At 30.8% G+C, this 14,752-nt stretch carries 14 protein-coding genes and 1 pseudogene; 5 read left to right on the top strand and 10 right to left on the bottom strand.

The window, feature by feature from the left end; all coding sequences use genetic code 11:
* Nucleotides 1-10: 10 nt before the first annotated feature.
* From LQ611_RS11785 to LQ611_RS11760, 6 genes are all read right to left on the bottom strand, one after another.
* Nucleotides 11-1,855, bottom strand: a complete 1,845-nt coding sequence (locus LQ611_RS11785; protein ID WP_025905603.1) for an ABC transporter ATP-binding protein — start codon at nucleotides 1,853-1,855, stop codon at nucleotides 11-13.
* On the bottom strand, nucleotides 1,852-3,576 hold the full coding sequence (locus tag LQ611_RS11780; protein WP_210142681.1) for an ABC transporter ATP-binding protein: 1,725 nt from the start codon (nucleotides 3,574-3,576) through the stop codon (nucleotides 1,852-1,854). The genes LQ611_RS11785 and LQ611_RS11780 overlap by 4 nt, the downstream gene beginning before the upstream one ends.
* 67 nt (nucleotides 3,577-3,643) lie before the next feature.
* Nucleotides 3,644-3,934 carry a thiamine-binding protein gene (locus LQ611_RS11775; RefSeq protein ID WP_025905601.1) on the bottom strand — a complete coding sequence of 97 codons (291 nt, stop codon included), beginning with the start codon at nucleotides 3,932-3,934 and terminating at the stop codon, nucleotides 3,644-3,646.
* Nucleotides 3,935-4,006: 72 nt separating this feature from the next.
* A complete protein-coding gene (locus LQ611_RS11770) occupies nucleotides 4,007-4,873 on the bottom strand; it encodes a 2-oxoacid:ferredoxin oxidoreductase subunit beta (RefSeq protein WP_025905600.1) in 867 nt (288 codons plus the stop codon).
* Entirely contained in the window at nucleotides 4,874-6,631 is a 1,758-nt protein-coding gene (locus LQ611_RS11765; protein WP_210142680.1) for a 2-oxoacid:acceptor oxidoreductase subunit alpha, read from the bottom strand.
* A 105-nt stretch (nucleotides 6,632-6,736) separates the two neighbouring features.
* The gene (locus LQ611_RS11760; RefSeq protein WP_025905598.1) at nucleotides 6,737-7,528 is read right to left on the bottom strand and encodes a TIGR00282 family metallophosphoesterase; all 792 of its coding nucleotides are present in this window, start codon (nucleotides 7,526-7,528) and stop codon (nucleotides 6,737-6,739) included.
* Between the two features lie 159 nt (nucleotides 7,529-7,687).
* Here LQ611_RS11760 and LQ611_RS11755 point away from each other — a divergent pair, with 159 nt between their 5' ends.
* Entirely contained in the window at nucleotides 7,688-7,906 is a 219-nt protein-coding gene (locus LQ611_RS11755) for a hypothetical protein (RefSeq protein ID WP_025905597.1), read from the top strand.
* A gap of 158 nt (nucleotides 7,907-8,064) precedes the next feature.
* Here LQ611_RS11755 and LQ611_RS11750 read toward each other — a convergent pair whose 3' ends face one another.
* Together LQ611_RS11750 and LQ611_RS11745 are read right to left on the bottom strand one after the other, a co-directional pair.
* On the bottom strand, nucleotides 8,065-10,371 hold the full coding sequence (locus LQ611_RS11750; protein WP_107590813.1) for a CDP-glycerol glycerophosphotransferase family protein: 2,307 nt from the start codon (nucleotides 10,369-10,371) through the stop codon (nucleotides 8,065-8,067).
* Between the two features lie 209 nt (nucleotides 10,372-10,580).
* A complete protein-coding gene (locus LQ611_RS11745) occupies nucleotides 10,581-11,084 on the bottom strand; it encodes a Rossmann-fold NAD(P)-binding domain-containing protein (RefSeq protein ID WP_107591143.1) in 504 nt (167 codons plus the stop codon).
* A gap of 169 nt (nucleotides 11,085-11,253) precedes the next feature.
* On the opposite strand from LQ611_RS11745, the gene LQ611_RS11740 reads away from it, so the two are divergent.
* The 4 genes and pseudogenes from LQ611_RS11740 (at nucleotide 11,254) to LQ611_RS11725 (ending at nucleotide 13,587) form a co-directional block, all read left to right on the top strand.
* Complete coding sequence (locus LQ611_RS11740) at nucleotides 11,254-11,580, top strand: hypothetical protein (protein ID WP_025907213.1); 327 nt, start codon at nucleotides 11,254-11,256, stop codon at nucleotides 11,578-11,580.
* Nucleotides 11,567-11,977 carry a YolD-like family protein gene (locus LQ611_RS11735; RefSeq protein ID WP_025907214.1) on the top strand — a complete coding sequence of 137 codons (411 nt, stop codon included), beginning with the start codon at nucleotides 11,567-11,569 and terminating at the stop codon, nucleotides 11,975-11,977. Before LQ611_RS11740 ends, LQ611_RS11735 begins: the two co-directional genes overlap by 14 nt.
* 56 nt (nucleotides 11,978-12,033) lie before the next feature.
* Complete coding sequence (locus LQ611_RS11730; protein ID WP_107566104.1) at nucleotides 12,034-12,561, top strand: GNAT family N-acetyltransferase; 528 nt, start codon at nucleotides 12,034-12,036, stop codon at nucleotides 12,559-12,561.
* A gap of 106 nt (nucleotides 12,562-12,667) precedes the next feature.
* Nucleotides 12,668-13,587: pseudogene (locus LQ611_RS11725) on the top strand (DMT family transporter).
* 57 nt (nucleotides 13,588-13,644) lie between these two features.
* Here LQ611_RS11725 and LQ611_RS11720 read toward each other — a convergent pair.
* Complete coding sequence (locus tag LQ611_RS11720; RefSeq protein WP_107634461.1) at nucleotides 13,645-14,130, bottom strand: GNAT family N-acetyltransferase; 486 nt, start codon at nucleotides 14,128-14,130, stop codon at nucleotides 13,645-13,647.
* A 122-nt stretch (nucleotides 14,131-14,252) separates the two neighbouring features.
* The gene (locus tag LQ611_RS11715) at nucleotides 14,253-14,717 is read right to left on the bottom strand and encodes an NmrA family NAD(P)-binding protein (protein WP_107573191.1); all 465 of its coding nucleotides are present in this window, start codon (nucleotides 14,715-14,717) and stop codon (nucleotides 14,253-14,255) included.
* Nucleotides 14,718-14,752: the final 35 nt, after the last annotated feature.

The raw sequence follows: 14,752 nt of genomic DNA, 5'->3' as shown, positions 1-14,752 counted from the left end.
GCATCCCCTTTTAGTTTAATTCTTTTATTTGCTCATCATCATTTGTATTTAACATATGATAATAAATACCTTTTTGTTCGATCAATGCATCTTGTGAGCCAGATTCAATCAATTCACCGTGAGATAATACAAAGACTAAGTCTGCTTTTTTAACTGTATTTAAACGGTGCGCAATAATAACACTCGTTCTACCTTGCATTAATGTATCTAACGCTTCTTGAATTTTAATTTCAGTTACAGTATCGATACTACTTGTTGCTTCATCCAATAAAAGTATTTTAGGATCTTGAAGTAAACATCTTGCGATTGAAATAAGTTGTTTTTCGCCTTGAGATAACGAACCAGATTCACCTTTTAATACTGTATCATAACCATTTTCTAAAGCTTCTATAAAGTCATGTGCATTTGCTTTTTTGGCAGCTTCTACAACTTCTTCATATGTAGCATTTGGCGTTCCATACATAATATTGTCTTTAATCGTTCCATCAAATAAATAGGAATCTTGTAACACGACACCTATAGAACTTCTCAAAGATTCACGCGTTATTTTATTAATCGGAATGCCATCAATTAGAATTCTTCCTTTATTCACTTCATAATAATGTAGAATAAGTTGCACGATTGTCGTCTTACCTGCACCAGTTGCGCCTACTAATGCAACAGATTCACCGTTATTAATTTTAAAAGATAAATCTTTTATAGTCGGTACTTTTTGGTTAGGATCATATTTGAATTCAACATGTTCGAATTCAATTTCTCCATTAATATTTTGATAATCTTGTGCCTCTTTATCATCTTTCTCACTCGGCTCATCCATTATATCAAACACTCGTTCAGCACCTGCTATTGCAGATAATACTGTATTAAATTGGTTTGCTAAATCAGATAATGGTCTTGTAAACTGTCTCGCATATTCAGCGAAAATCACGATTACCCCAACTGTAACACCAGCAGTTTGATTAAGTGCTAATATACCACCAATACCAGCTACAATGGCAAAGCTTAAATTATTTAAATAGTTCATCACTTTTGGTATTAAACCACCAAATGTGATTGACCAAAAACTATATTCTCTCACGTCTTTCGCTTTTTCATTAAATGTATCTATAACATACTTTTCTTGAGAAAAAGCTTTAACGACTGTTTGTCCATTTACAATTTCCTCGATATATCCATTCATAATTCCATACTGTTTTTGGCGTAAAGCATATAACACACTTGTTCGTGCTGTAATCCATCTTAAACTTATAAACATGATTGGAATAATAATGACCGTCAATAGTGTAAGTAAAGGACTTAAATAAAGCATAATTGAAAGTGTACCAATGAGTGTCACGACACTAGAAGTAAACTGTATAAATGATGAATTTAATACTTGTGATACATTTTCAATATCATTTTGCATTCGACTCATCAGTTCACCGTGTTGCTTTTGATCATAATAAGCGACAGGTAAAGTTTGAAAATGTTTAAAGAGTTGATTTCTTAATAAATATACCGTGCGCTGGGCAATACTGACCATCATAAATGACCCTATATATGATGTAACCGACAACATGACATATACAATAGCAAGCAATACGATATATTGCGGCAGCCCATTTAATTCTTTCGGTATAATTTTCGTATCAATGATATGTCCGATTAAAAACGGTCCAACTAAACTTAATATGGATGAACATATAATCATTAGAATCACGATAATTAATTGAATTCGTTTTTCGTCTATTAATTTCCATATATTTAATAATGTACCTTTCGTATCTCTAGCTCTTTTTTTCTTCTTAGTTGGATTTTGAGTACGATTTTCATCTTTGAATACTGATTTATGACCATAAGGATTTCTTAGACTCATGATGAACTCACCGCGCTTTCTTGACTACTTGCAATTTCTTTATACAATGGTGAAGTTTCTAATAGTGATTCATGTGTCCCAATCGCTTCAATACGTCCATCGACTAGTAACATGATTCGATCAGCTGTTTGAGCAGTTGAAATTTTTTGCGTCACAATTAATTTCGTCGTTTCTTCATCTTCCAATGCATCCCATAAAGCAGATTCTGTCTTAATATCTAATGCTGATGTTGAATCATCTAAAATTAATAAACCTGGTTTCCTTACGAGTGCTCTAGCAATAGATAGTCTTTGCTTTTGACCACCTGATAACGTCACACCTTGTTGACCAATCATCGTATCATATTGATTATCGAAACGTTCGATAGATTGGTCTATTTGCGCTTTTTCTGAAGATAATTCTAACATTTCACTTTCGGCTGATGGGTCTCCAAATTGCAGATTCTCATAAATTGTTCCCGAGAATAACAATGCTTTTTGAGGTACATATCCAATTGCATCTCTTAAAGATTCAATTTCCCAATCGTTTACGTTTTTATTGTTAAGCAATATTTCTCCAGATGTCGCTTTATACATTTTAGGTATCAAACTGAGTAACGTTGATTTACCAGAACCTGTAGATCCCATAATGGCAAAAGTTTCTCTCGGTTTCACTTCAAATGATATATGTTCTAAAACAGGTTTATGACTATTTGGATACGTGAAAGAAACATCTTTAAATTGAATTGGATATGCATAATTTGAACTATGTTCAATTTCATTATTAAACACTTTTTCATCAGATGGTGTAATTAATACTTCTTCAATTCGTTCACTTGATGCTTTCATTCTGCTGAGTGTCATGATTAAGAAAGCAAGCATTCCAAATCCACCTTGCATTCTCATACCATAATTTAATATCGCAACTAATTTACCGACTTCTAAAGTAGAATGATCGACCATATCTGAACCAAACCATACAACAGCTAATATACTGCCATTTATAATCAATAATAATGATGGATTGATAAATTCCATGAGACGTAATGCGTATGTATAATTGCTTCTAATATCTGTTATTTTTTCATTAAATTGATTGATTTCTTGTTTGCTCGTTTGGCTCGCTTTGATTAATCTAACGGCTTCTAAATTCTGTTGGAAAAATCTATTCATTTCATCAAATTTTCTTTGAATTTTTGTGAATAATTTAGATCCTTTTCGAGCAATTACAAATATAATAATGAAAATAATCGGAGATCCTATTACTAAATAAATTGCTAATTTCGGTTCGACTGCAAAACTTAATATAATACTCCCAATAATCATTAAAGGCGCTCGTAACATAATTCTAATAGACATATATACTGCTTGGTCACAATTGGTTACATCACTTGTTAACCTCGTAATTAAACTTGAAGTCTTAAACCTTTCTAATGTTGCTAAAGAAAAAGACTGGATTTTCTTAAATTGTTCAGTTCTTAAATCATAAGCAAATGCTTGAGATACATGCCCCGCAACAAAACTATTCCATATCCCGGATAATAGGGCTACTAATCCTGTTACAAGCATAATCACTAAATATAAATATACGTGGTTCAAATCATTCTTTAAAATGCCGTTATCAATAATTTCTGATATAAAAATGGGCTGAATAAGTTCAACCGCTAATTCTACTAACATTAATATTAAACCGATTATAAACAACCATTTATACGGTCTAATAAATTTAAGTACCGTTTTCAATTTACATATCCCCTTTAATATATTTTCCTATAACATTCTCCTTTTCTTCTAACTCATTATTTTAAAATTATGATTTATACTTATCCGTTAATGTATCCATTGTTATACCTTCAGGCACATGATAGAACTTAATCTGAGAAATTATGCTGTCACATTCAAGTTCAACCATACGTTCATTTATTTGTTCAATAAGAATAAGACATGCATTTAAATCTCCTTCTATCGTTGTTTCTAAAGGATGTACTTCATATTTAAGACCCGATTGATCGATGATACTGATTGCCTCATCAACTAGTGGAATAACACCTGTTTGTTGATGTTCTGGAATAATTTGAATACTCATTAATGTATTTGTCATTTCGAATCCCCCTTTTCTATGTATAAAAGCTCATAGATAAATCTATGAGCTTAAAGTGGTATTATTATATAATTATTTAAACTGAGAAACAAGTTCATCAAATTGATTTTGTTCTAGTTTAAGTGACTTTTTAACAAGTGGTTGTTCATCAAACTGTTCAATTTGTGATTCATATGATGGAGTATCTTTATCTTGATAAATAATACCTGTAATCATAGATTCAGTATCTAATACAGTCTGCATTGCTTGAGATTTATTCGTATTATCATAACCTTCAATATCTGCAAGTTTTGTTAAATTTTCTTTAAACCAGTCGTACGTATTAATTTTATTATACGTTACACATGGTGAAAATACATTTACAAATGAAAATCCTTTATGATTAATCGCTTCTTCAATAATACTTGTTAATTCTTTAATATCACTAGAGAAACTTTGAGCAACAAATGTTGCACCAGATGATATCGCCAATTCTAAAGGTGCAATATTTTGTTCGATGTTACCTTTTGGAGTTGATTTCGTTACAAATCCTTTAGCAGAACTTGGTGATGTTTGTCCTTTTGTTAAACCATAAATTTGGTTATCCATAACGATATAAGTCATATCCATGTTTCTTCTTAATGCATGAACAGTATGCCCCATACCAATCGCAAATCCATCACCGTCACCACCTGAAGCGATAACTGTTAAATCTTTATTTGCCATTTTAACACCTTGTGCTAATGGTAAAGAACGGCCATGTATAGAATGAACGCCGTATGAATTTACATAACCACTTAAACGTCCTGAACATCCAATCCCTGTAATAATGGCAACTTCTTCTGGCTCTAGTCCAACATTAGCTGCAGCTTTTTGAATCGCAGCTTGTACTGAGAAATCTCCACAACCTGGACACCAGTTTGGTTTAACATTATTTCTAAAATCTTTAAATGTTGCCAATTAAATCAACTCCTTCATATTACTTACGATTTCTAAAGCTTTATCTTCTATTTCATGTGGTAAGAACGGCGTACCGTCATATTTAGTTTGGTTAATAATTTTATTTTGATGATTAATGTTCATCTTAATAATATTAGATAATTGTCCTTGATAGTTATGCTCAGCTACAACAACTTTTTTAGCTTTATTAAATGCTTCTTGCACAACATCTGTAGGGAACGGATGAAGTTGTCTTATTTGAATATGATTGACTTTCACATTTTGTTGATCCAATCTTGAAATAGCTTCTTCGATTGCACCATCTGTTGAGATAAAGCCAACATATAATATATCCGCTTCTTCATATTTTTCATTAGATTCTACTGGCTCATCTATCAATAATTGAGCTGTCTTGCGCATACGTTTATCCATTTGTTTTTGTCTGTTTTCAGCACTTTCAGAAGGTTTTCCTTCTTCATCATGTTCAACACCTGTAACGTGATGGATACCACCTTTTGTACCTGGTAAGATACGTGGTGAAATACCTGAATCTGTTAAAGCATAACGTTTAAAGTACGCTTTATCTTCTTGTTTTTCTAAATCACCTTCAACTAATGCACCTCTACGAATTTCAACTTTGCTGTAATCTAATGATTCTACAGTTTGTTTACCTAATGATAATTGTAAATCTGATAATAAAATAACTGGACATTGATATTCTTCAGCTAAGTTAAACGCTTCTACAGTTAAGTAGAACGCATCACTTGCACTAGTTGGTGCTAATACGATTTTAGGAATGTCACCGTGTGTACCATAAATCATTTGCATTAAATCTGATTGTTCTTGTTTCGTTGGCAAACCAGTAGAAGGACCTCCACGTTGCGTATTGACAATCACAAGTGGTGTTTCAGTCATACCTGATAAACCTATTGATTCCATCATTAATGATAAACCTGGACCTGCTGAAGATGTGAATGAACGTACACCTGCATAGTTTGAACCTATTGCCATTGTACATGCTGCAATTTCATCTTCTGTTTGAATAACCGTTCCACCTAAAGCTGGTAAACGATCTATCATATACTCCATAATTTCTGATGCTGGTGTGATTGGATATGCTGCCATAAATCTAACACCTGCTGCAACAGCACCTAAACCAATTGCATCATTCCCTATCATAAATAAATGACCTTCTGAATCAGTTGGTTCTAATGTATGTTCACTTTGTAAATCGTCCATTTGTTCAGACATTAAGCGATATCCTTCATTTAAAGCTTGAATGTTTAAATCTACAACACTCTCGCCTTTTTTACCGAATAGATCTTTTATTAATGATTCGAATACTTTCGTATCTAAATCCATTACAGCACAAGTTGCACCAACTGCGACCATATTTTTCATAAGTGCAGTGCCCAATTCTTTTGCTACACCTGTGAATGGTAAACTAACCAATTGTGCTTTACTATCTTCTGGATTTTGTGGTTTCGCTTTTTCATCTGCAATAATAATGCTGCCTTCAAGCATTTCATGATAGTTAACTTCTATCGTCTCTTGATCAAATGCAATTAATATATCTAAATCGTCACTAATAGCTCTTACTGGTTTTGACGATACTCTAATTTTATTATTTGTATGCCCACCTTTAATTCTACTTGAAAAATGGCGATATCCGTATAAATAATATCCTTGACGGTTCATAGCAGTTGCAAAAATTTCACCTGTTGATTCAATTCCTTCGCCTTGCTGTCCGCCCACTTTCCATGAAATTTGTGATTTCATTTTATGGCCTCCCCATGTAATATCTCATGTTATATCATAACAAAAAAACCCTTTTAATCCTATGAAATTAAAGGGTTTTAATAAAAATCAGTCTAATGGACGATACTATTCAAATGGATGATCGTCATTAATTAATATACGTTGTATTTTTTTAGCTTTACCTGCACTATCAAGGTCAATAATAACACCTGACAATACTTTTCTACCTACATCTGGTAAATTATGACGTTGCGGTAAACTTGTTATAAATCTTTCTATAACTTCAGCTTTATTAATACCTAATATCCCGTCATAATAACCTGTCATACCTACGTCAGTAATATAAGCAGTACCTTCATTTAACACGCGCTCATCAGATGTTTGAATATGCGTATGTGTACCAACCATGGCACTTACTCTACCATTCAAATACCAACCCATTGCGTTTTTCTCTGAAGTTGTTTCAGCATGAAAATCTACAAATATATACGGCGTTATTTTTGAAGCTTGTTCTATAAGTTCATCTGCTTTTTTAAATGGGCAGTCTATTGCTGGCATAAATGAACGTCCTTGTAAATTAATGATTGCGATATCTTTATCATTAACTCTAATAATTCTCATGCCAAGACCTGGCGCTTCTTCAGGGAAATTCGCTGGACGAACCATTCTATTTGCTTGTCCAATAAAGTCATATATTTCTCTTTGACCATAAGTATGATTACCCATCGTTAAAAAGTCGGCACCCATTCTTAAAATATCTTTATAAATTTTCTCTGTTAAACCTTTACCATGTGCAGCGTTCTCTGCATTCACAATCGTAAACGTTGGTTTGTAACTTGCTTTAATTTTTGGTAAATATGTTTCTAACTGTTCTCTTCCTAGTTTGCCTACAATATCACCTATAAATAAAATTCTCAATATTGACATCCTCTCTATTCACTCTATATTCTAATTCAAAATAAAAAATTTTAAAAGAGATGATTATTAATTTTTTATTAGGGTATACATAAAACGAGCGTTATTCAAACACATTTGTTTAGTAACGTTACAAAATCTAATAGGAGTGTTTATTTAAACATGGGAATTGAAATCCAACCAGAAAAATTTGCAGAATTAGTGGTTAGAGCAAATCCATCCGTAGAAGAAAATGCAGAAGATATCGCGAAAGACAGTTTAGAACTATACGTTACAGCATTCAAACTCGCTGAAAAATATGGTAGTTGTGGCGTAAATTCACAAGAAACGTCCAACGTTTTAAAAGAAGCATTAGATTTAGAACTGAACTTAACACGTTAAATTTATTATAAAACACTAATATCAAAAACCATCGCTATAGACTATAGCGATGGTTTTTGGTTTGTAATAATAAAAATGTTTGAATAGACGTGAGTTAAAAGATGAATAAACTCACGAGTTCTAAGATAACTATTTAAAATCAACACTTTGTACAATACTTACTTAAATATATAATTCACGATATTTTCAGTGGTACCTATTTTATCATCTTGTAATAGTTGGTCTGTTATATTTTGATAATCTGGTTGCTTGTTTTCTAGTAATTGTCTAGCCAGTATGCGTTCATCATTACTTGCAATTTCTATTGTGACAAGTTCGAATATATCAAAGTAAAAGCCTGTTTGTTCTGAGTAAACTTCTGTATCTTCTTGCAATAAGAAAATGGGTTTATTTAAATGTGCATAATCAAATATCGTAGAAGAATAATCTGTAATCATGGCATCTGAAATTAAATATAGTTCTTGAATGTCTACAAGTTCATTATAAAAACAATGAATTCGATCGCTTAATTCACTATAGGTTACTCTCAAATGTGATTCGTTAGGATGCAATTTAACAATAATTTCATATTCTTCAGGTAATTGTTCTAATAAGATATTTAAATTGATTTTTGATAATAATGCTCTTTTTTCTTTTCTCCATGTTGGGCAGAACAAAATATATTTTTTATCATTACTTTTAGTAAAGAAATATTTCGTAAGCACGCGTTCTTTCTCTGTTTCGTCATGCTTCATTAAATATTCATTTCTCGGTGCACCGAGTTGAAGGATTTGCAAGTCCTGCTCTGGTTGAATATTAAATGATGACTCTAGTAACATTGTGTTTACTGCTGAAGAAGTTAATAAGTAATCCCACTTCTTCATTCTTGGTTTAAATGCTGCAACTTGAGCGTTTCTTTCAGTTTTATCTTCTAAATCATTCAACATTCTTTTAAGCGGAAAGCCATGCCATGTTTGTACAAATATTTGATCTTTATGTTTAAACACTCTATCTAAAGTATTGCCATTCACCACGACATATTTGCATGACCTAAATGTTTGATTATAGATGGCACTACCAAACCTTATAGGTATTAAATTATGATTTCTAATTTCCATATCTACCAACGCATTTCTAGAACTTACATATACTTCTTTATCAGGAAAATGTTCTTTAATATATAATGCGATATATTTCGGATCTCCACTAAAGTTATTCCCATGAAATGACTCAATGAACACTTTGTTTTCTGACGGTGTAATAGCATCGTATTGCTGTTTAAGCTTATCCATTTTTCTTTTTTCGTATTTCTTTTTAGCAAAATTAAAGACTTTCTCATTATTTAACACTGTTCTAATAACTGGTTTAGTCTTATATTGTTCATACAAATCTCTACCATATTCAAGCTTTGATTTTTTACGGGCTTTTTGTGTAACTTGTGACTTACTTCCTGATCCTACTTTTAAACCATCCATACATGCTTTAGATGCTTCAATAAAATCAGAAGCATAGTCTCTATCAATAAATGTTGCGTTCAATAAAGCTACATCTTCAGCTCGTTCTTCCTTTGTATATTTGTTATCAATAAACTCAATTAAACGCTCACTATCTTCTTGAATATCTTTCTCCAAAAATTGAACGGCATGATACGGTTCATATATACGTTTAAGCACACCATCTTCGCCAGCATAAATAAATGCTTTATTACCTTCTGCTATAGATTCTAATATAGAATAACCTAGTGTTTCATATGGAGAAGATGATATATAAATATAGTTTTTAGGTTCACGTTCATTCATATGAACATGTTCCTCTAGTTGATAATAATGAATTAAATTTTTATATAATATTTCGGATGGTCCATACCCCTTGATATATAAATGTATATCATCATACCCTTTAACATTAATGATACGATTCATCATTTTTATTACATATGAAATATCCTTTATATTATCTTCAAACCTCGCTTTAATTAATAAATTTCTTCGTGTCACACTAGGTTCTTCATTCACAATAATATGTGACGCATCAACATATTGATTAAAGACATTCTCTTTTCCATAACGTTCGATGAAATCATGCTTAATATCAATAGAGCTCACTCTATATGCATCAATCGCATCAAAAGCTAAATCTTGATTATCATCAATATATGCTAATGGCCCATGTATCTCCCCTACGACCATTGCATTTGGATTGATGGATTTTATTTCTCTTGCTAAATAAAAGAAGGTTTCTCTCGTTAGTATAACGAGATCTGCATTTACAAAATCTTCACTTGTTTTAAATTCTTCGAAACTTAAATGCTTATCAAATAATTGTTCATTAATCATTGTATTAAATTTCGCTGTCTTATCAAAAGTTTTAAAATTATAATAAACAACTTCATGATTAGCTTTAATAAACGATTTAATTAAATTGATATTACTTCTTGATGTTCCACCTTTAGCAAAAAGATTGAACCCTAAAATTTTAATTTTCATTCAATCTCGCCCCTTTGTAATTGTTTTTATCTTATAATTAAATTTTCATTCATACTAACACTCCTTATATACTTATTCCACAATTTCTAATTATTTTACACAGAATTATTTGTTAGAAATAATTATTTTTATTGAATATAAAAATAGAAGACAATCTAATATAAGATTATCTTCTATATTACAATATTAAATTCAATCACTTTTTCTCATCAATCACTTACTAATATATCTTTTTTAAATTGTATAGCTTGAATAACACCATTTGAAATTTCTTCATGATTCAACCAACGTTTAGTTCCATCTTCATTTACTCGATGACCCAATTTTACCGTGAATACATTAAAGCCTTTATTCTTAAGCCTATTAATAAACTTAGCATCATCAAATTTATTTGTACCGACGACGTGAACATAAATTGGTTCAGCATGCTTATCTATACTTATATTTTTCTCAATGAACTTCAGATGATTGAAATAACCATTACTATGTACCCAACTCACCATCATATTGACATCTCGTATATGTTCATCACCTAACACAATATCATTTTCATAATCATATTGTTTAAAATGTATATTTTTTGAATGAAGTAACTCCTCTGAGTATTTATTTTGATTTCTAGAAAGTAGCCAAATATCATCATCAAAATGTTCTTTAATCCATTTCGTTGCATCCATCAACATACCAGATCCACCAGCAATCACAATTGTCACTTTATTCACCTACTTTAATTTTAAAAATTTTTCTTAAGTATGCTTAATATAACACAAGCTTTCAATAGATTTTCATTTATTCAGTCAAATTTATCTCTCACATTTCACTTTACAAACACGAACACTTGTTCGTATAATAAAAGAAAAGATTCTACGGGAGGTCTTTGTGATGAATAAGTATATTAACTTAATGATTCATAAATTTGAAACTTACATTTACATGTTAGATAGCGTTGAACCAACTAATGATACGGCGATATTTTTAAATGGTGAAGTTATTTATAAAGAAATAGACAAAGTTGAACGTTACCTTCAATCATTTGATTATCGTACTGAGAAGTTCATTTTATTTACGGGATATTTAAAGATTTTACGCGTCATTTATCGTGATGTTTATACATCTTCAACACAACGAAATACGATGATCGTTTCTTTGAATAACGCGATCCATTGCTTAAATAAAATGAATAAGGAGCTTGTATATGAAAATCATTAATCCTGACTTACCAGAACCTTATAAATATGAGACAGATTATCGCAAAATTCCTAATCATTATCTACAACGTAATATTCCTAAAGGAAGAGGCATGATTAAATGGGCACCATTTGCAACAATGCCTCAACAATATGAAATGATTAAACAATTTATAGCCGATCAAACAAAAGTAGAGAAACCTATATTAGAAGAAACTGCATTAAATGATTTGAATAACGTATTAGCAGAGAAAATATTTTATAATCCACAAGCACTTATTAAATATTGGGAAGATGGTTATTTTAAAGAAATAGCATGTGAAATTCATAAATTTGATAGTGAACATAAAAAATTAGAAGTCATTGCAGAGGATAAGAAAGTAAGGTTGAACATGGATTGTATTGTAAGTATTGAATAGTTTAAAACCATTCTCTTCGGTTATGCTATGATATGTAAATGGGGGTGGCATCATTTATGATAAAGATTGAACGTATTACTAAAAATAATGAGCATGCACTTAAATTACCAAATGAACCATTTGAATTGTTCGGTAAACTTGTCGTTACGAGAACTGCTGATACATGGCAATATCATGAAGTGTTAACAGATTCTGATACGATGATTTTTCCTGAGGAAGATTATCAGCTTGATTCAATTGATCAGAAAGGTTTTGCAATAGGTGCATTTGATGATAACAAATGTATTGGTTTAGGTATTTTTGAAAAGGATTGGAATAAATATTTGTATTTAAGTGATTTGAAAGTCTCTTCTTCTTACCGCGGTCAAAATGTTGCATCAACATTGTTAAATGCAGCGATAGAATTCGCAAAAGATAAAGGAATGAAAGGGATTTATACGATAGCTCAAGACAATAATTTAAATGCTAATCGCTTTTATTTAAAATATGGCTTTGAAATTGGTGGATTAAATACCAAATCATATCAATTCACACAACAAAAAGGTAAATTTGATATTTATTATTATTTGGATTTTAATGCATAACTAAAAAGCGGGACGGAAATCTTTTTAAATAAATTAGATTTCTATCCCACTCTCATTTGCAGTGAATTACATTTAGTTTATCTTCTTCGCTTTAAATATAATCATCATAGGTCTTCTCAATTCATCTTTCATACCATCTATATCCATCATATGTTTTGGTGCAAGCTTTTGGGGACTAGGTGGTACAGTTTCTGATTATTTATTTCAACATCAACATATTGATATGAATTGGTATGTAACAGCAAGACTGCTTATAAGTGGTGTATTACTATTATGCTTGTTTAAATTAACGCATAAACAACATAGCTTGTTTAGTATATTTAAAAATAAGACCAGTATCATTAAGTTGTTGCTATTTTCAATTTTTGGAATGTTTCTCGTTCAATACTCATACATGGCATCCATCAATTACGGTAATGCAGCAGTAGCGACACTTTTACAATATATTGCGCCAGTCTATATCATTATTTGGTATGTCTTAAGAAAGAAAGACACTTTTAAAGCGTTTGATTTAATAGCGATTACTCTAACAATCGCCGGTTCTTTTTTATTATTAACAAATGGGAGTATTTACAACTTAATGGTTGCTAAAAGTAGTATTATTTGGGGAATTATATCTGGTTTATCATTAGCTTTTTATACGATTTATGTTGGTAATTTATTAAAAAATATCCGTCAGTTCTCGTCGTTGGATGGTCAATGCTTATATCTGGCATATTTATCAATTTTAAAACGCCTATTTGGGATATTGATATTCAACTATTAAATGGCCAAACTATTTTCTATCTCTTATTTGGGATTATTGCAGGTACAACGATTGCGTTCTTTTTCTTTATTTCTAGTTTGAATTATTTAAGTGCTAAAGAAACCGCATTTTTTGGAACAATTGAACCTGTAATCGCCATATTGAGCAGTGCTATTTGGTTAAATGTCGCATTTTTACCATTTCAAATATTAGGGATATTGTTAATATTAGTATTAATACTCACAATATCATTAAAAAAAGGAAATACTTCAGAAGTTTAAAATTAAAAACAACCATACTCAAACAAAAATCATTGTCTCAGTATGGTTGTATATCATTTATAAAAATATTTGATAAAAGTCTAAATCTAACCACTTATCAAATTTATATCCTACTTTTTCAATTTTACCACTATATTTAAACCCTAATTTTTTATGTAAATCAATACTGCCTTGATTATCACCATCAATTCCTGCAACAATCGTTTTATAGCCATTTTTCTTTGCTAAATCAATAATTTCTAATAATAACTTTGAAGCAATACCTTGTCTTCTGAAATCAGCATTAACATATATTGAATGTTCAACTGTATATTGATATGCTGGCCAATCTCTGAAAGATCCGTATGTTGCAAAACCAGCAACTTGACCATCCACTTCATACACAATAACAGGTTGGTTATTTTCTACTTTAGTATTAAACCATTTCTGACGTTCTTCTAATGTTGTTTCATCATATGTGTATACAGCTGTCGTATTCTTAATTGCATCATTATAAATATATAGGATATCTTTTAAATCTTCTTCTTTTGCTAATCTAATCATCTTTCCATCCTCCTTAATTTATATTTAGTATACATAAAGAATACAATGACACAAATTTATGTGAATATAACTGACATGACTGTACAATTATTCAACAACATACATTTGTTAACATAATATTATTATTTGAAATGTTTTTCTATCCATTTATTTAAACGTAATCTATTTGGATTGATTTGATCCATTTGTTCAAAGTCAACAACATATCCTTTTTCTTCTAGCCAACTTTTTTCAGCAGTTTGACTAGAAAATTGACCTTTTATTTCAGTTTTTATGCCTGTCACAGATGTAAATGTATCAACAACTTCGTTTAATGTTAATTCATCAGAAGCAATTTCAATAGATTGATGATTGTATTCTTCTACATTTTTGAATATTTGAGCAGTTATTTTAGCGTTATCTTCAGAAGGAATCATCGCAAATTTTATATCAGGTAAAATAAATTCTGGAATATATATGTTATCCGCTTCTACTTTGACAATGCGCAGATAATTATCCATGAAAAATGATGGTTTAATAATTGTATAATTGAGAGTGTAAAATAAACTGTGTAAGTAGAGAACGTACGACTCTACTTCACAGTTTATTTTTTATATAATCTAGCGCGCTATCGCTTACTATA

This window comes from Mammaliicoccus sp. L-M44 (genome assembly GCF_022386355.1).
GTDB lineage: Bacteria > Bacillota > Bacilli > Staphylococcales > Staphylococcaceae > Mammaliicoccus > Mammaliicoccus sciuri_A.
Note: the sequence above shows the minus strand (reverse complement) of the source record. Positions and strands in the feature narration are given on the sequence as shown.

What these genes read in the sequence shown, in the direction of transcription:
- LQ611_RS11740 (WP_025907213.1), top strand. Translation starts at nt 11,254, where the DNA reads ATGAATAAGTATATTAACTTAATGATTCATAAATTTGAAACTTACATT.
- LQ611_RS11730 (WP_107566104.1), top strand. Translation starts at nt 12,034, where the DNA reads ATGATAAAGATTGAACGTATTACTAAAAATAATGAGCATGCACTTAAA.
- LQ611_RS11765 (WP_210142680.1), bottom strand. Translation starts at nt 6,631, where the DNA reads ATGAAATCACAAATTTCATGGAAAGTGGGCGGACAGCAAGGCGAAGGA.
- LQ611_RS11755 (WP_025905597.1), top strand. Translation starts at nt 7,688, where the DNA reads ATGGGAATTGAAATCCAACCAGAAAAATTTGCAGAATTAGTGGTTAGA.
- LQ611_RS11720 (WP_107634461.1), bottom strand. Translation starts at nt 14,130, where the DNA reads ATGATTAGATTAGCAAAAGAAGAAGATTTAAAAGATATCCTATATATT.
- LQ611_RS11735 (WP_025907214.1), top strand. Translation starts at nt 11,567, where the DNA reads ATGAAAATCATTAATCCTGACTTACCAGAACCTTATAAATATGAGACA.
- LQ611_RS11750 (WP_107590813.1), bottom strand. Translation starts at nt 10,371, where the DNA reads ATGAAAATTAAAATTTTAGGGTTCAATCTTTTTGCTAAAGGTGGAACA.
- LQ611_RS11785 (WP_025905603.1), bottom strand. Translation starts at nt 1,855, where the DNA reads ATGAGTCTAAGAAATCCTTATGGTCATAAATCAGTATTCAAAGATGAA.
- LQ611_RS11775 (WP_025905601.1), bottom strand. Translation starts at nt 3,934, where the DNA reads ATGACAAATACATTAATGAGTATTCAAATTATTCCAGAACATCAACAA.